Origin of the sequence: Amycolatopsis sp. NPDC051061, assembly GCF_040682935.1 — a bacterium.
In the GTDB taxonomy this organism is placed as follows: domain Bacteria; phylum Actinomycetota; class Actinomycetes; order Mycobacteriales; family Pseudonocardiaceae; genus Amycolatopsis.
Map to the genome: position 1 here is coordinate 49,104 of NZ_JBFBBZ010000053.1, position 15,640 is coordinate 64,743.

15 protein-coding genes are annotated in these 15,640 nt (G+C 68.8%); 9 read left to right on the forward strand and 6 right to left on the reverse strand.

Features of this window, described 5'->3' with window-relative positions:
- Nucleotides 1–8: 8 nt before the first annotated feature.
- Both AB0N03_RS43365 and AB0N03_RS43370 read right to left on the reverse strand, forming a co-directional pair.
- A complete protein-coding gene (locus tag AB0N03_RS43365) occupies nt 9–950 on the reverse strand; it encodes a peptidoglycan-binding protein (RefSeq protein WP_364385537.1) in 942 nt (313 codons plus the stop codon).
- Nucleotides 951–964: 14 nt separating this feature from the next.
- On the reverse strand, nt 965–2,131 hold the full coding sequence (locus tag AB0N03_RS43370; protein WP_364385540.1) for a GH25 family lysozyme: 1,167 nt from the start codon (nt 2,129–2,131) through the stop codon (nt 965–967).
- Between the two features lie 176 nt (nt 2,132–2,307).
- Here AB0N03_RS43370 and AB0N03_RS43375 point away from each other — a divergent pair, with 176 nt between their 5' ends.
- On the forward strand, nt 2,308–6,126 hold the full coding sequence (locus tag AB0N03_RS43375) for a helix-turn-helix domain-containing protein (protein ID WP_364385543.1): 3,819 nt from the start codon (nt 2,308–2,310) through the stop codon (nt 6,124–6,126).
- A 123-nt stretch (nt 6,127–6,249) separates the two neighbouring features.
- On the opposite strand, the gene AB0N03_RS43380 is transcribed toward AB0N03_RS43375, so the two are convergent.
- The gene (locus tag AB0N03_RS43380; protein ID WP_364385546.1) at nt 6,250–6,579 is read right to left on the reverse strand and encodes a hypothetical protein; all 330 of its coding nucleotides are present in this window, start codon (nt 6,577–6,579) and stop codon (nt 6,250–6,252) included.
- A 570-nt stretch (nt 6,580–7,149) separates the two neighbouring features.
- On the opposite strand from AB0N03_RS43380, the gene AB0N03_RS43385 reads away from it, so the two are divergent.
- The gene (locus tag AB0N03_RS43385) at nt 7,150–7,635 is read left to right on the forward strand and encodes an NUDIX hydrolase (protein ID WP_364385549.1); all 486 of its coding nucleotides are present in this window, start codon (nt 7,150–7,152) and stop codon (nt 7,633–7,635) included.
- 135 nt (nt 7,636–7,770) lie between these two features.
- Here the strand turns inward: AB0N03_RS43385 and AB0N03_RS43390 are convergent, their stop codons facing one another.
- Nucleotides 7,771–8,211, reverse strand: a complete 441-nt coding sequence (locus AB0N03_RS43390; RefSeq protein ID WP_364385551.1) for a MarR family transcriptional regulator — start codon at nt 8,209–8,211, stop codon at nt 7,771–7,773.
- Nucleotides 8,212–8,285: 74 nt separating this feature from the next.
- On the opposite strand from AB0N03_RS43390, the gene AB0N03_RS43395 reads away from it, so the two are divergent.
- The 3 genes from AB0N03_RS43395 to AB0N03_RS43405 all read left to right on the forward strand — a co-directional run bounded on the left by AB0N03_RS43395 (nt 8,286) and on the right by AB0N03_RS43405 (nt 9,994).
- Entirely contained in the window at nt 8,286–9,005 is a 720-nt protein-coding gene (locus AB0N03_RS43395; protein ID WP_364385554.1) for a maleylpyruvate isomerase family mycothiol-dependent enzyme, read from the forward strand.
- Complete coding sequence (locus tag AB0N03_RS43400) at nt 9,002–9,418, forward strand: hypothetical protein (protein ID WP_364385557.1); 417 nt, start codon at nt 9,002–9,004, stop codon at nt 9,416–9,418. The genes AB0N03_RS43395 and AB0N03_RS43400 overlap by 4 nt, the downstream gene beginning before the upstream one ends.
- A 213-nt stretch (nt 9,419–9,631) precedes the next feature.
- Nucleotides 9,632–9,994, forward strand: coding sequence for a hypothetical protein (locus AB0N03_RS43405; protein ID WP_364385560.1), 363 nt, complete (start codon nt 9,632–9,634; stop codon nt 9,992–9,994).
- Here AB0N03_RS43405 and AB0N03_RS43410 read toward each other — a convergent pair.
- On the reverse strand, nt 9,991–10,392 hold the full coding sequence (locus tag AB0N03_RS43410) for a helix-turn-helix domain-containing protein (RefSeq protein ID WP_364385563.1): 402 nt from the start codon (nt 10,390–10,392) through the stop codon (nt 9,991–9,993). The two genes, AB0N03_RS43405 and AB0N03_RS43410, sit on opposite strands and share 4 nt — an antisense overlap.
- Nucleotides 10,393–10,667: 275 nt before the next feature.
- On the opposite strand from AB0N03_RS43410, the gene AB0N03_RS43415 reads away from it, so the two are divergent.
- The 4 genes from AB0N03_RS43415 to AB0N03_RS43430 all read left to right on the forward strand — a co-directional run bounded on the left by AB0N03_RS43415 (nt 10,668) and on the right by AB0N03_RS43430 (nt 13,965).
- A complete protein-coding gene (locus AB0N03_RS43415; protein ID WP_364385584.1) occupies nt 10,668–11,375 on the forward strand; it encodes an NmrA family NAD(P)-binding protein in 708 nt (235 codons plus the stop codon).
- 105 nt (nt 11,376–11,480) lie between these two features.
- On the forward strand, nt 11,481–12,467 hold the full coding sequence (locus AB0N03_RS43420) for a hypothetical protein (RefSeq protein WP_364385566.1): 987 nt from the start codon (nt 11,481–11,483) through the stop codon (nt 12,465–12,467).
- A gap of 563 nt (nt 12,468–13,030) precedes the next feature.
- On the forward strand, nt 13,031–13,681 hold the full coding sequence (locus tag AB0N03_RS43425; protein ID WP_364385569.1) for a VOC family protein: 651 nt from the start codon (nt 13,031–13,033) through the stop codon (nt 13,679–13,681).
- 38 nt (nt 13,682–13,719) lie between these two features.
- A complete protein-coding gene (locus AB0N03_RS43430; protein WP_364385572.1) occupies nt 13,720–13,965 on the forward strand; it encodes a TrfB-related DNA-binding protein in 246 nt (81 codons plus the stop codon).
- A 296-nt stretch (nt 13,966–14,261) separates the two neighbouring features.
- On the opposite strand, the gene AB0N03_RS43435 is transcribed toward AB0N03_RS43430, so the two are convergent.
- Nucleotides 14,262–14,564: an RGCVC family protein gene (locus AB0N03_RS43435; RefSeq protein ID WP_364385575.1), complete on the reverse strand. Its 303-nt coding sequence runs from the start codon at nt 14,562–14,564 to the stop codon at nt 14,262–14,264.
- Between the last annotated feature and the right edge of the window lie 1,076 nt (nt 14,565–15,640).

Here is a 15,640-nt window from a genome sequence, read left to right on the forward strand (position 1 = left end):
GGAGCCGGTCACTTGACCACGGGCGAGGCGTAGCCGCCGATGCTGGTGCCGGTGCGGGAGATGGTCTTCTGCAGCAGGCCGTCGTCGTTGCCGGTGGCCGGGTTGTAGGTGTTGCCGGAGATGTAGGTGATGGTGCTGCCGGTCGAGGACACGACGATGCCGACGTGGCCGAAGGTGAAGTACACGGCGTCACCGGGCTTGGGGTTGCTGGTGTGCCAGGTGCCGTGTGCCTTGCCGTAGTCCTCCAGGCTCGACGCGAGGCCGTTGATGCCGCTGGTGCTCGCCCCGGCCTTGATCCAGTCCCAGCGCACGAAGTCGGCACACCACGCCTCGGAGCGCCAGCCGTTCGAGCAGCCGCCGCTGCCGACGCCGAGCTGGGTGCTGTAGTAGTTGCAGTTGTAGCCGCCGATCTCGCGGTTGTGCGCGGAGTTGGCGGCTTCCTGCTGCGCGATGGACAGGATCTTCTGGACCATTTCGTCCTGGGTGGGCCGCGAGCACGGCGTCTTGATCCGGTCGATGCCCATCGCGGTCATGGTCGCGGCGTCGGCTTGCCCGTTCTGGTTCAGGCTGTGCGCGGTCTGCCAGGCCTTCACGGCCGCCTCGGTGGTCGGCCCGAACATGCCGTCCTGGGGGGCGCCGGCGGCCGCCTGGATCTTGGTGACCTGGGCGGCGAGCTCGGAGTTGGTCTCCGGCCCGGTGACGCCGTCGACGGTCAGGCAGCGGTCGGTCTGGAAGGCCGACACGGCACCGGTGGTCTGCGGGCCGGACACCCCGTCGATATCGGTGAACGTCAGGTAGGCCAGGCCGGCGAGATCCCATTGCGTCTGGCGGACGTCGGTGTCGGCGAGGGCCTGTCCCGGGATGATGGCGGCCATCGTGGCGGTCATGGCCAGAGCGGCCAGGGCGAGGCCGACACGGCGGGCCCACCTCGAGGTGATGTGGATGTGCACGGTGATCCTTTCCGTCAGGAGACGAGTGCTTGCCAGGTGTCCGGGCCGACGACGCCGTCGGCCGTGAGTTGACTGCCGGTCTGGAACGCGACGACCGCCGCACGCGTGGTGTCGGAGAACCGGCCGTCGACGGTCACGGCGGCGCCGTGCGCGACGAGTTCGGTCTGGGCGGCCCGGACGGCCGGGCCGGAGTCGCCGGACTGCACGGTGACGACGAGCGCCTGCCAGGTGTTGGGGCCGACGATGCCGTCGGCGGTGAGCCCGTGCGCGGACTGGAACGCCTTCACGGCCGCGAGCGTCGCCGGGCCGAAGTCGCCGTCCACGGTCAGCGTCGCGCCGCGGGCGTCGAGCAGGTCCTGCATCGTCGTCACCGAGGTGCCGCGGTCGCCCTGCTGGACGATCGGCCAGGCGCGGACAGGCGGGGGAGCATAGTCACCGAGGGCGAAGGTGCGCAGGTCGTCGCGGGTGCCGTTGAACGTGTTCTGGTCGCCGGGGAAGGTGCCGGAGTCGGCGTACTGCCAGATGGTGTCGCTGGCCCAGCCGGCCGGCAGCGGCAGCGGCGTGCCCGAGTAGTTGGCGATCCACAGCGGGTTGGTGGCGCCGAAGCCGGCGTAGTCGCCGGTGCACTGGCGCCACCAGTCGGTGGTGGAATAGATTACCGGCGCCCGGCCGGCGCGTGCCCGGTATCGGCTGCTGAAGGCGGAGATCCACGAGACCATGGCGGCGGCGCTGAGGCCGTAGCAGGTGGCGCCGTGCGGGTTGTACTCGATGTCCAGGGCACCGGGCAGTGTCGTGCCGTCCGCGCGCCAGCTGCCACCGTGGTCCACGAAGTAGTCCGCCTGGGTGGCGCCACTGGATGCGTCGGGATGGGCGAAGTGGTAGGCCCCGCGGATCAGGCCGGCGCCGGCGGCTCCGTTGTACTGCTGGCCGAAGTAGCTGCTGACGTAGTTGGTGCTCTCGGTGGCCTTGACGTAGGCGAAGGACGCGCCGGCGGCGGCGACCGAGGCCCAGTCGACGGTGCCCTGGTATCCGCTGACGTCCGGGCCGCGCACCGATCCCGTCGTGGCCGGCGCCGACCGCTGCGTGGTGCGTGCGGCCAGACCGGATCCGGCGTGGTGGTCCTCCGGTCCGCCCGTCGCGTTCGCCGTGCTGACGGGGAATGCCGCCGTTGCGGTCAACATTGTCGCGGCCATCAACGCCGCTACCGTTCGTCCTCTTTCAGCCACTGGCGTGACCCTTTCGCCGGGGGTGCATGGCTATCGGTCTACGGCAAACGGGGTTGTCCGGCTTCGTCGTCTGGACTCCGGACATCGAGGTTCGGACAATGGGTGGCCGACAACCGGGGAGGGTGGTGGCGGTGCCGAGATCAGAGCGGCCGCTCGAGGGGGACGACGCGCTCAGCCGGTTCGCCGCCGAGCTGCGGCAATTGCGGGAGAAGGCCGGTAAGCCGCCCTACCGCGAACTGGCGCGGCAGGCGCACTACTCGTCGACCACGCTCGCGGACGCGGCCGGCGGGCGCCGGCTGCCCAGCCTCGCGGTCACGTTGGCGTTCGTCGAGGCGTGCGGCGGCGACCCGGCCGAGTGGGAACAGCACTGGCGCGACGTGGCCGGTACGCAGACCCTCGACCAGCCGGAGGACGACCTCGACACCGGCACGCCTTGTCCCTACCCCGGCCTGGCCGCGTTCCAGCCGGAGGACGCCGAGCGCTTCCACGGTCGGGAGGCACTCACCCAGGATCTCGTCTCACGCGTCGCCGAGCGTCGGTTCGTGGCCGTGTTCGGCGCGTCCGGGTCCGGCAAGTCCTCGCTGATCCGAGCCGGTCTCGTGCCGCGACGGCAGCCGGACGGGCCGGTGATCGTGTTCACGCCGGGCGCCGATCCGCTCGACGAGTGCGCGGCCCGGATCGCCGCCTTCGCCGGTGGTTCGGCGATCGCGCTGCGCCGCGAACTGGGCAGCGACCGCCGGGCGCTGCACCTGACCGTGTTGCAGGCACTGGCGAACGGGCCGGCCGACGCCGAACTGCTGCTGGTGATCGACCAGTTCGAAGAACTCTTCACGCTGTGCTCCGACGCCGCCGAACGCGCCGCCTTCATCGACGCAGTGCTGACAGCCGCACAGGCCGGCAACAGCCGGACCCGTGTCGTCATCGGGGTCCGAGCGGACTTCTACGCCCACTGCGCCGAGCACGCCGCACTCGTCGAGGCACTCCGCGACGCGCAACTCCTCGTCGGCCGGATGACCACCGACGAGCTGCGCCGGGCGATCAGCCAGCCGACGGTGGACGACGGAGGTGCGGTGGAGAGCGCCCTGCTGGCCAAGGTGATCGCGGACGCGGCCGGTCAGCCGAACACGTTGCCACTGGTGTCGCACGCGCTGCGGGAAACCTGGTACCGACGCCGCGGCACCATGATGACGCTCAACGGCTACGAAGCATCGGGGGGAATGCACCAGGCGCTGGCCCGGACCGCCGAGACCGTCTACACCGGCCTGACTCCCGACCGGCAACGACTGGCGCGCGCGGTCCTCCTACGCCTGATCGCCCTCAACGCCGGCGCCGACGACACCAAGCGGCGGGCGCGACACGACGAACTGCCGGCCGACGCCACGCCGGTACTGGACACGATGGTGCGGGCCCGACTGGTCACGGTCGACGCCGACACCGTCGAACTGACCCACGAGGCCCTGCTGCACGCTTGGCCCCGCCTGCGCGATTGGGTGGCCGAGGACCGGCAGGGCCTGCTTGTGCACCAGCAACTCCTCGACGCCGCGCTGACCTGGGATCGAGAAGGCCGCGACCCCGCCGCCCTGTACCGCGGAAACCGGTTGGCCATGGCCTCGGAATGGGCCACCCACCATCGAGAGGACGTGCAGCGGGATCCGCGCTTGCAGCGCTTTCTCGCCTCGTCGACGGGACGGCAGAACCGCGCCCGCCGACTGACCCGGGCCGCGGTCGCCGTGTTGGCGGTGCTTACGGTCGCGGCGTCCACCGCGGCGGTGTACGCACGTCAGCAGCGCGACATCGCTCAAGCGCAACGTGACACCGCCGTAGCGATGCACACCGCAGACGAAGCACAGCAGGTACACGACACCGACATCTCGCTGTCGGCCCAATTTTCGCTGGCCGCCGAGCGGATGAAGGACGCGCCGCAAGAACGCGCCGCAGTGCTCGGCTCACAGAACGTCGCACTGTCCTCGCTGGTCGACGGCGGTACGAAAACCGTGTACGGCGCGGCATTCAGCTCCGATCGGCGCACCCTGGCCACCGTGGGCACCGACGGCGCCGTGCGGTTGTGGAACATCAGCGACCCGACGCACGTGACGTTGTGGACGCAACCACTGACCGGACATCAAGACCGGGCGATGTGGGTGGCGTTCAGCCCGAACGGGCGGCTGCTGGCCACCGCCGGCCGAGACCACACCGTGCGGCTGTGGGACGTCGCCGACCCCGCCCATGCCGGACCCGCCGGTCCGCCGCTGCTCGGGCACAGCGACATCGTGTTCTCCGTGTCCTTCAGTCCCGACGGGCGGACGCTGGTCAGCGCGGGCGCGGACCGGACAGTGCGGTTGTGGAACGTGACCGATCCCGCGCACGCGACACCGATCGGGCACCCCCTCGTCGGCCACACCGACGCGGTCGCCTCGGCGACGTTCAGCCCGGACGGTCGCACGATCGCCAGCTCCGGCCACGACCACGTGATCCGGCTGTGGAACGTCACCGACCTGGCCGACCCGACGATGTGGGGACCGCCGCTGACCGGGCACTCCGACACCGTCTACGCGACCGCGTTCACGCCGGACAGCCACCTCATGGCGTCGGTCGGCAACGACCACACCGTGCTCTTGTGGGACGTCAGCGACCCAGCGCATCCGACCAGACTCGGACACCCCCTGACCGGGCACACCAACTCGGTGTTCGCGGTGGCCTTCAACCACGACGGCACCGTGCTCGCCACCGCCGGAGCCGATCAAACCATCCGGTTGTGGAACCTCAGCCAGCCGAGTGACCCGGTTCCGCTGGGCCGGCCGCTCACCGGGCACACCAGCTACATCTACTGGCTCGCGTTCAGTGCCGACGGGAAGACTCTGGCCAGCGTCGGCGCCGACAGCATGGTGCGGTTGTGGCGCCTGCCCGAGACCGTACTCATCGGCCACACCAGTTATGTCAACGGCGTGGTGTTCCGGCGAGACGGCAAAGTCCTGGCCAGCGCGAGCACCGACCGCACCGTCCGCCTGTGGGACACCACCGACCCACGGCACCCGACACCACTCGGACAGCCGCTGACCGGAAACACCAAGGCCGTCAACCAGGTCGCGTTCAGCCCCGACGGACATACCTTGGCCAGCGCCGGCCGTGACGGCACCGTGCGGTTGTGGGACGTGGCCGATCTCGATCACGCCACCGCATGGCCGGACCTGGTGAGCGGGAGTTCCCAGGCCGTTACCGAGGTCGCTTTCACGCCGGACGGACACATCTTGGCCGCGGCCGGCGCCGATGGCGTGGTCCGGCTGTGGAACGTGACGAACCGCGAGCACGTCACACCGGTCACGACCCTCCTCGGCCACTCCGGGAGCGTGACCTGGCTGACCATCAGCCCGGACGGCCACGAACTGGCCGCATCCGGCACCGACGACACCGTGCTGCTGTGGGACATCACGGATCCCGGCCGCCCGGGGCAGCCCCGGCGACTGACCACCAACACCGGCGGCGTCCAGGGCGTCGCCTTCGCCCCGAACGGCCGCTACCTGGCCACCGCCGACACTGATCACACCGTCCGGCTCTGGGACGTCAGCGGCACGGGAACGCCGCAGCAGCTCGGCGCGCCCCTCATCGGCCACACCAGCTTCGTCTACCAGGTGACTTTCACCGCGGACGGCGCCATCCTGGCCAGCACGGGCCAGGACGGCATGATCCGGCTGTGGGACGTCCGCGATCCGGCCGACGCCACGCCTATCGGGCAGGCGCTGACCACGCACACGGCACCTATCGACGGCGCCGTGTTCAGCCCGGACGGCACGGTGCTCGCGACCGCCGGCGACGATCGCACCGTTCAACTGACGGCGATGGACGTGCAGGAGGCGGCGCGGCACATCTGCGCCGACACCGCGGGGGTGCTGACCCCACAACGCTGGGCTCAGCATGTGCCCGAAGCCACGTTCCCCGCTCCCTGCGGATGACTGTTCGGCAAGTGATGTCTGTCGCGGTCGGTACGACGCCGGACATCCGTGCCCTCCCCGTTCGAATCGAAATCCGAAGACGAAAGCTCCGCCGTCGTCACGCCGCCCATCACGAACGTCCTGTCATGCCGCAGACCGGCCATCAGCGCGATGCCGATAAGCGAGTGTCGCCGACCACCATCCTTCCGGAGGAAAATCGAGGTCCGCATCGAGATTCCTCACCAGTCGCGACCAGAGCAACTCGCAATGAGCACGCACTGAAGACGCCATTATCGCGTTAGCCCCGTCCAGCAAGTCGACGCGGAGCGCCTCGGAGACCACCCGCTCGCGTGCAAGTTGACGGCGATCAAGCAATACTTCAACAATAAAGAGAGCACCACCGATACCGCCGGCACTGATGAGGCTTCCACCCAGACTACTCCTGGCTTGCCCATCGAACGGGGCAGTGATCACCAGTATCACCCCGAACGCAAACAGGCCAAGGAGCGCTGCGGCCAAGACGGGCAAGACGGCCCTGCTGTCACGAGTACGCACGAGATCAGAAGTAGGACGCATTGTTGCACTTCCCTGCCTACTTGAACGACCAGTATCTTACGGACAGTAATTGACGGGAACCCGACTGCAACCTCCGTCTAGCTGATCGGGTAAATCTCGAAATGGATCACTCGCTGCCGCAGTTAGGCCTGCCCTATAAGATATATGCCGCCGTGCGACGGTCTGACGTACCTCTATTGCGGAAAGTTAATCCGTTCGGCCTGTAGCGCAATGGTCGGAAGTCGGACTTCCACGATGATCTCCCTGCGACCACTTCGTGCCCCGTTGCCGGGACCGGCAAACCCGTTACGACCTGCCGCCGCCTCCGCGACGGAGGACCCACTCGTCGGGCATCTCGAAGCCGCGACGTAGTGGCGTCGAGACTGCCATGGCGGCTATTCGCCTCACCGGAAATCCGCTCATGCCGATGTGCGTACTCGAGTGGCTCGTCGCACATGCCACTGCCGGTGTTGAGGTTGGATCGGCATCATGGCCGCACTTCCGATCCGTGACCGCGCCGGCAACGCCCTGGTCGACTTTCGTTCCGTCACAGAACAGGAGCTGGCATGTCTGGTGGAGCAAGTGATTGTGCCCGCGTCACTGGTGGTTGTCGGCCACTCGGACGCCGTCCTGATGATTTTCGACAGCTGGCGGAAGCAGTGGGAACTTCCCGGAGGAACGCAAGAGCCCGGTGAAACCCCACGCGAAGTAGCGGTGCGGGAGTTGCGCGAGGAGACCGGTCTCCACCTGCCGGACCTGGCCGTCGCTGCCGTGGCCGAGTTCGATCTCACAAAGCCGGAGCGCCGGGAGCTACTTGCTGTCTATCGGGTTCAGCTCCAGGTCGTGCCGCGGCTGACAGTGAGCGACGAAGCGCTGGACTTCCGCTGGTGGAAACCATCGGAACCAGTGAGCGAGGACATGAGTCCGCTGGACGCGGAGATCGCCAAGCGTGTGGTCGGTACTTCGGCGGCCTGAGAACTGCCGTGCTCTTCTGCCGCGTTGGCAAGCCTTGCCGATGTCCGCCCATGCCGATGGGCGAGCATTCCGCTAGTCCGTTCTGGCTGGCCTGCGCGGTGCTGGCTGTGTTCGAGGCCGGGTTGTGCCGGTTGGTTAGGCGTAGGGGTCGGTGATCTCGCGGAGCCTGCCGAGGGTGTGGCGCAGCTGAGCCACGTGCCGTTTGCCGAGGTGCGCCTCCCAGGCGGCCTCGACTTCGGCCACCGCCGTCGCGGCGATCGGCAGGGCCTGTTTGCCGCGGGCGGCGATGCGGACCAGGCGGGCCCGCTTATCGGTCGGGTCGACCACCCGTTCCACCCAGCCGGCCTTCTCCAGTTGGTCGACGAGGTACCCGGCGGTCTGCTTTGTCACCTGGGCCTGATCGGCGAGTTCGGTCAGCCGCGTGCCGTGCAGGCCGATGCGCTGCACGATCCTCATCTGTGCGGTGGTGATGTCGCCGTAGCCGGCCGTGATCAACGCGTCGATCACGCGGTTTTCCAGCCACCGGTACGGAATGTAGAGCAGCAGGCCGGTGTTCGGCAGGTCGTCGTCCACCACCAGGACCCCTTGACTTGGTCAGAGAAGCTGACTTATTTTAGTCAGAGTATCTGACTAATGATAGGAAGGCTCGGATGGACTGCGAGCAGACCTGGCGGGTCATCGAGCAGGAACGGGTACACCTGGCCGACCTGCTCGACACGCTCGCCGACAACGAATGGGACAGCCCGTCGCTCTGCGTGGGCTGGCGCGTCCGCGACGTCGCAGCGCACGTGGCGCTCGCGCCACAACCACCTGGCCTCGCGCACATGCTCGTCGAGGGCATCCGCGCACACGGCAGTTTCCACCGGCTCAACCACGACATCTCGGTACGCCACGCCGACTCCCGTTCCAGCGTCGCGCTGGTCACCGAACTGCGCGACCACGCCGCCTCCCGACGGCTGCCGGCAGTCACCAACTACCGCAACATCCTCTACGACACCCTGGTGCACGCCCAGGACATCGCGATCCCACTACGTCGTCAGCACCCCATGCCGTCTGAGGCCGCCCGCGCCGCCGCCGCCCGCGTCTGGACGATGGGCTGGCCGTTCTGGGCGAGGCGACGGTTGGCCGGTTTCCGTCTGAACGCCACCGACGTGGAGTGGACCGCCGGAGCCGGCCCGCACGAGATCAGCGGCCCGATCGACGCGCTGTTGCTCCTGCTCACCGGCCGCACCGCCGCCCTGGACCGCCTCACCGGACCCGGCGTCCCCGCCGTGACCGCGCGCCCGACCGGCCGACCCCGACGCACCCGCCAGGTCGGTGGCCAGGCCATGCCCACGCACTCCGCAGACGATCAACGAGAGGACACGTGACCGGAACGCAACCCTCGTGGCGACTGACCGCCCAGGAGCGCCGCACGGTAGCTGGGGCCGTCGCCGCGGTAGCCGCAAGCTTCCTCGGCCCGATCGCGCCCTTGATCGCACTGGGGGTGGACTACCTCTACGACCGTCGCGACCTGATGTTCACCCCGGCCGGGACACCGGTCCAGGCCATCGCCGCCGACCGGTCCGTGCTACCGCTGTCCGCGCTGCACGACAGGACAGCTCCGCAGCAGGCCGCGCTGTCGATCAACACCAGACTGACCGACTCCGCACGACGGATGGGCCTGCGCAACGGCGACCCCCTTGAAGCAGCGGCCTCGCCTATGCCAGAAGCGGGCTCGTCGTCCGGACACGGATCGGCGAGCAGATCAGGATCGCGATGCCGAACGGCGACTACGCGGTGACAGCCCTCGGCAGCAGACAGAAATCCCTGTTCACAGTAGCGGCCCGTACCAGGTGGCAGCCGGCAACACCACCACCCTGCGCAACGGAAAACGCGAACTCGCGCTTCCCCTTGCGCCACGTGCACCACCTCTGGCATCACCACGCTCGCCACCGCCTACGACATTCCGCTGCGGGACCCAAGCAAACCACCACGAGGGATCAGCCGCCGGTGGTTGCACGAGCAGTACGTGCGCCGCGGCCGCAGCTCAGAGGACCTCGGCGCCGAGCTCGGCCTGCACCCCACCACGATCCTCAGCTGGTGCCGCCGCTACAACCTGCCCGTGCGTCCCGCCGGCCCCAACCTGCACCACGGCGCTCTCTACCCGACCGAGGCGATCCCACTCGAGCTGCGGCCCGCGCTTACCGGCGCCCGCCCGTGGAAACGCCTGATCGCGTTCCTTCATCTGCGTGACCACCCAACGCTGCGCGCCACCGCAGCCACGCTGTTCGCTGTGCCCGGGTACGCAAGCCGTCGTGGTGAGTGCCGGGCCGCCCGCTGTCCCCACTCATCACGACGCAGACCGTTGCAGTACTAACGTTTTCCGGCGCGGTCGTCGTACTCCTCGCGGGCGGCGAGGACTTCCTCGATGTGCCGCACCGACCACTCCGTGAGCGCCTTCAGGGGACCTCGCAGCGTCTGGCCGAGCGGCGTCAACTCGTACTCCACGCGGATCGGCGCCTCGGGGTACACCGTCCGCAGGAGCAGTCCATCGCGTTCGAGTGTGCGCAGCGTCTGGGTGAGCATCTTCTCGCTCACCCCCGCGAGCTGCCGCCGCAGCTGGGTGAACCGGCACGCCCCGTGCCTGCCGAGCTCGCCCAGCACGAGAACTGCCCACTTGCTGCCGATCTGGTCGAGCACGTCACGCGAAGGGCAGCCACGCGCGTACGGGTCCCATGAGGGTATGGGCTCGATCACTTCCTGGGCGGTCGCCACAAACCTCACCTCGATACTTTCGTCCGGGTGGCCACCTTACCCGGAAGTGGCTCCTTACCAAAGGAGAGCGGCCAGGTCATCGTGGGGTTCGCGCCGCGGGAAGTCCGCGGCAGGAAGGAGCGACCCCCGTGTCGATCGTTGTCACCGCAGCCTCCGGACAGCTGGGCAGGCTCACTGTCGAAGCGCTACTGGCTCGCGGAGTGCCAGCCTCCGAACATCGTCGCGACCAGCCGTGACGTCACCAGGATCGAGGACTTCGCCGACCGCGGCGCGTGGTGCGTCGAGCCGACTTCTCGGCGCCTGACAGCCTCCCTGGGGCCCTCGAGGGCGCGAATAAGCTCCTGCTGATATCCACCACGACCGTGGACGAGCGCGTCGCCCACCACCGCCGCGCCATCGACGCCGCGGTGGTGGCGGGCGCGTCGCTCGTCGCGTACACGAGCATGCTGCGCGCGGACACGTCCACCACAGCCCTCTCCGTCACCCACCGCACCACGGAGGAGTACCTGCAAAAGTGCGTGCCCAGCGTGGTGCTGCGCAACGGCTGGTACCTGGAGAACTACACCGCCCAACTCCCGCAGGTGCTGCGAGGCGGAGCCGTCGTCGGGGCGGCAGGCCAGGGAAGGATCAGCGCCGCGACTCGCGCCGACTACGCCGAGGCCGCCGCGGTCGTGCTGACCACCGGCGGCCACGTCGACAAGGTGCACGAACTCGGTGGAGACGAGGCGTTCACCCTGTCCGAGCTTGCCGCGGCGATCTCGGCCGCCACCGGGAAGCAGATCGAGTACACCGATCTCCCGGCCGACGGGTTCGCCCGGGTGCTGGCCGAGGCCGACGTACCCGCCGAGCTGGCGCACGTTCTCGTCGACGCCGACCTCGCCATGGGCCGCGGTGAGTTGTTCACCGACTCGGGCCACCTGAGCCGCCTGATCGGACGGCCCACCACGTCCCTGGCCGAGGCGATCGCAGACGCGCTGCGCTGACACAGGTTCCCGGCGGCCGCACCCGCGCCGTGCCCGAGAAGTTCCGGCACAAGGGTGGGCGCCAGAGGTCACTTCCCTCCGAGTCAACCGGAAAGGTCCACCACAATGTCCACCCGCACCACCGCACACGCGACATGGGGGCGCGCGCTCTTCGTCTTCGCCGCGATGTCCATCGCACTGGTCTCCCGCACACTCCCCACCTCCGCCGTGCCAGCCCATAACGGCGAAGACGGCGCGTACACGATCACGATCAACGGCAGCAATGCCTTCCCCGAAAGCGTCGCGGCCGACAACCGCAACGTCTACACCGCCAGCATCGCCGACGGCACCGTCTACCGCGGGCGGCCCGGGGCGAAGACGCTCGCCCCCTTCTTGCCGGGCGGTCAGGACGGTCGTACCCAGGCCACCGGGATCAAGATCACCGGCAACCGCCTGCTGATCGCCGGCGCCTTCACCGGCCGCTTCTTCGTCTACACCAACACCGGAAGGCTCGTTTCCGCCTACACCGTCCCCGACACGGGGGAGCCGACCCTCGTCAACGACGCGGCCGTCACCCCCAGCGGGGACGTCTACATCACCGACTCCTTCCGTGCCGTGGTCTACCGGATTCCGGCCGCCGATGTGAACGCCACCTCCGCCGACGCCCACCGGACGCTGCAGGTGGCCTACCACCTGTCGGACTACGTGCCCGGCGAGTCCAACGGCAACGGCATCGTCGCCACCCCCGACGGCAAATCCCTGATCATCGGCTACTGGTACAGCGGCGCGCTCTACCGGCTCACCCTCGCCACCGGCGAAGTCCGCAAGATCGCCGTATCACCGCTGCCCAGCGCCGACGGCATCGCGCTGCGAGGAAACACCCTGTACATCGCCCGTTCTGCGCACAACGAGATCGCCACGGTGCGGCTTTCCAGCGACCACACCCGGGCCACCGTCGTCTCCGAACGCACCTGCCCAGGGGCTGACACGACCACCGGCGTCGCCGTGAGCGGGGACCGGCTGCTGGTGACCAACTCCCAGATGGACACCTACCTGTACGGCGCTCCGCTGACCAGCCCGGTGTTCACCGTCGCAAGCCTGCCGCTGCACTGACTCCGGGATCCCCCGGGGTATCCATTGCGATATCCGGTGTCGGCAAACGAAGGTGACGATGTCGAACACCGCCAAGGCCGATGTCTGCGGCACCACCACTATCGCAGCGCGCTGGAACTCGCTCACCGGTCGAGGGCCGGCTGTACCGGCTCACCGTTCAGGAGGCCCGTCTCGTGAGCGCGCCTCCTGAACGCCGTCGCCGACTTGTCCTGTGGAGAGCGTCCCACAGCCCTGGGGACTCTGGCCTGGTTGAGTTCGATGAGGCCCCGGTCGCCCAGCCGAATTCGGCGGAGAGCAGAGCGGGCACGGCCGCGCCGAGGTGGGTCGGCCTACGCGGCGACCAAAGGGGCGATGGAGGTGCTGACCAGGTACCGAGGAGCAGTTCAACGAGTTGGTGGCGGTGCATCGGAAAGCGCCGTACTTCCTCACCCAGCATCTGCTGCCGCTGCTCAACGAAGACGACCGGTCGTCGCGGCGAACTGAGCACGGTTTCGATCTCAGTCGAACGTCCTGTCATGCCGCGATGCGGACGTCGGCTGAGGCGATGCGGATAGCCTGGGTGGATGAGCGAACGGATCTCGCCGCAGCAGTTTCACGAGGCCGAAGGCGTCGAAGACTGGCGGGTGCTGTTCTCCGGGGCGTGCGCACACTTCCGTACCGAATCGTTCACGGCAGGCGTCGCTCTGGCGGACGCGATCGGCAGGCTGGCCGGCGCCGCGGGCCGTCACCCGGACGTCGACCTGCGGCCGTCGGGCGTGACGGTGTGCCTGCCGCCGGTGGAGTTCGGGGGCCAGAGCGAGGGTGACGTCGACTTTGCCCGGCAGATCTCGGCCGCGGCGCGCGAGTTGGACCTGCCCGCCGATCCGACCGGCGTGCAGACCGTTCAGATCTCCATCGACGCTCTCGTCACCGAGAAGGTGATGCCGTTCTGGCGGGCCGTGCTCGGGTACGAGCAGGTCGGTGCCGAGGACCTGCTCGATCCTCATCGCCGGGCGCCGGCACTGTGGTTCCAGCGGATGGATGCTCCACGCCCGCAACGCAACCGGATCCACGTCGACATCTCCGTGCCACACGACCAAGCCGAGGCGCGGGTCGCCGCGGCGATCGCCGCCGGCGGGCGTCTTGTGAGTGATCGGAACGCGCCCGAATGGTGGGCACTGGCCGACGCCGAGGGCAACGAGGTCGACGTGGCCACCTGGATGAACCGCGAGTAACCGGAGCCGGTGAGTCGCAGGCCCCACCGTTTCGAGCTATGAGCGAGCCGTTGGGCAGCACTACGCCGCAGCAGGCCGAACTCATCAGCAGGTTGAAGGATGTGCGGGCCGCAGCCGTGGAGCACACCCGCATCGCGCGGGAACTGGCTCGAGAACGACGGAAGCTGATCGAGGCGCTGCTGGCCGAGGGGTTGTCCCAGGCTGACATCGCGCGGGAACTGGGCGTAACGCGGCAAGCGATCCAGAAAATGGTCGAGGTCGGCGCGGAGCAGTCACGGCGGTGAAACGCAGGGGCGTGCTCTACGACGTCGGTCGGGACATCGACCGGCTGACCGTAGCCGCCGAGGCCGCCCTGGAACTGGACCTGAAAGTCTGGTTCTCGCCGGAACTGTGGTGCAAAGGCCCCGATGACACGCTGGCGCACATCGTCGCGGCAGCTCAAGCGGCAGAGCAGCCGCGCCGCCGCCACCCCGAGCGCCTGGCATCATCGCGGGACGCACGTTCCGGCGACGGCTGGCGTGTCTTCGCCGGCCCGATCACCTACGCCGCGTTGCCGTTCGAGCCCGTGGACTGGGATCCGTCACAGGTTCGTCGTGCCGACGACGCAGACGCATCGACGGTTGAACCCACCCGCCACGGTGGCCGTGCAGTAACGACGTGCGATCGAATCATGCGAGTCCGGGGCGTGCGAGCACGTCGCGCACGTGACTCCGGCCGTGCCGCCGGTTCCCGTCCCGGCGCTGCCCGCTGTCACGTCGGTCGCCGTCATGCCGGCTTCTTCCATGACTGGCGCAGGGACCGAACGCGCTACGCCCGAGCGGAAGGGAAATCGTGAACTCGCGCGAATTCTCGACCTCGAGTTCGCGCTCACCGTGGCTGTCATGACGGCGGAAACCCACGCCCAGCCTGCGGGTACAAGGCCTCGTGTCACCGGTGGGCGCGGCGTCCGGACGGGTCGTGTGCCCCCGTGCTCGCCGCGCCGGGGCGCCGTTGCGGGCCGGGTTCTGTCCCGCCGTCGGTCGACGGTGCCGGGGTGTACACCGGCTGGAGGAACAGGCTCCCGTACCGGTAGTCCTGGGACGCGATGAGCCCTCCGGGCCGAGGTTGCTCGGCGATGGGGTGGCTGAACAGCGACCTGTCGAGTGTGGAAGTACTGATCGGGGGATCCTCTCGTGGGTGCCGCCGGTGGGCGACGTGGTTCAGGAGTGCAGTGGTGTGCCGCTGGCGGTCCGCACGCGCTCGGCGGCGGTGCCGGGGCGGCAGCGAGCAGCTGTGCGCTGTCGTCGGTGTTGCCCGGGAGCGGCCGGCGCCGCGAGCAGTTCGTCGGCCAGGTCGCGGGTCCGGCGCCACGACACACCGTCGACCTGGCCTGGCGCGGGTGCCACCGGTTCAGCCGCAGATGTGGTTCGGTGACCGGTTGGGCGGAGGGGGTGGTGCGGGCCCGACGGCACGTCGGTGCTCCCGTCTCCAGCCGTTGAAAGGGGCCGGATTGGGGCCGAGGACGGCGCGGGTTCGATCACTCACGCACGAAATGCTCTCGGACACCACCGACAGTACACGACGACTGCGCTGAGTGCGCGAAGGGCGAGTTCAGGCGAGGGTCACTGGGTCGGGAGCGCAGCCGAGTTTCCGGCGTAAGTGTGCCGACGTGACCCCGAGACGGCTAACCGCCGGGCGGCCGGCCGCCCGGTGGCCCTCCAGCGTGGCGAGCATGGAGCACCCCGAACCCTCGAACGCGGTCTGGGCGAGTACGTGCGCGCGGTGACGACTGAAGCTCCCTTACTCGCAGTGATCAGGGCACGCCGAAGTGGTCGTCGTCGACAGCGGGGCACCCCCTTCGGGTGGCGCAGTAAATCTATGGCGACTGGAGTAGACATTCGGCGCCGGGTGTGTGTAGAGTTCTCCTCGTACCGAGAGAGACAACGTCAAGCAGGCGCGGGAGAGGACGTAACTACCCGC

Excerpts from the sequence above, each read along its gene's own strand:
- AB0N03_RS43370 (WP_364385540.1), bottom strand. The coding sequence starts at position 2,131 with ATGTTGACCGCAACGGCGGCATTCCCCGTCAGCACGGCGAACGCGACG.
- AB0N03_RS43425 (WP_364385569.1), top strand. The coding sequence starts at position 13,031 with ATGAGCGAACGGATCTCGCCGCAGCAGTTTCACGAGGCCGAAGGCGTC.
- AB0N03_RS43395 (WP_364385554.1), top strand. The coding sequence starts at position 8,286 with ATGGACTGCGAGCAGACCTGGCGGGTCATCGAGCAGGAACGGGTACAC.
- AB0N03_RS43420 (WP_364385566.1), top strand. The coding sequence starts at position 11,481 with ATGTCCACCCGCACCACCGCACACGCGACATGGGGGCGCGCGCTCTTC.
- AB0N03_RS43385 (WP_364385549.1), top strand. The coding sequence starts at position 7,150 with ATGGCCGCACTTCCGATCCGTGACCGCGCCGGCAACGCCCTGGTCGAC.
- AB0N03_RS43430 (WP_364385572.1), top strand. The coding sequence starts at position 13,720 with ATGAGCGAGCCGTTGGGCAGCACTACGCCGCAGCAGGCCGAACTCATC.
- AB0N03_RS43435 (WP_364385575.1), bottom strand. The coding sequence starts at position 14,564 with ATGACAGCCACGGTGAGCGCGAACTCGAGGTCGAGAATTCGCGCGAGT.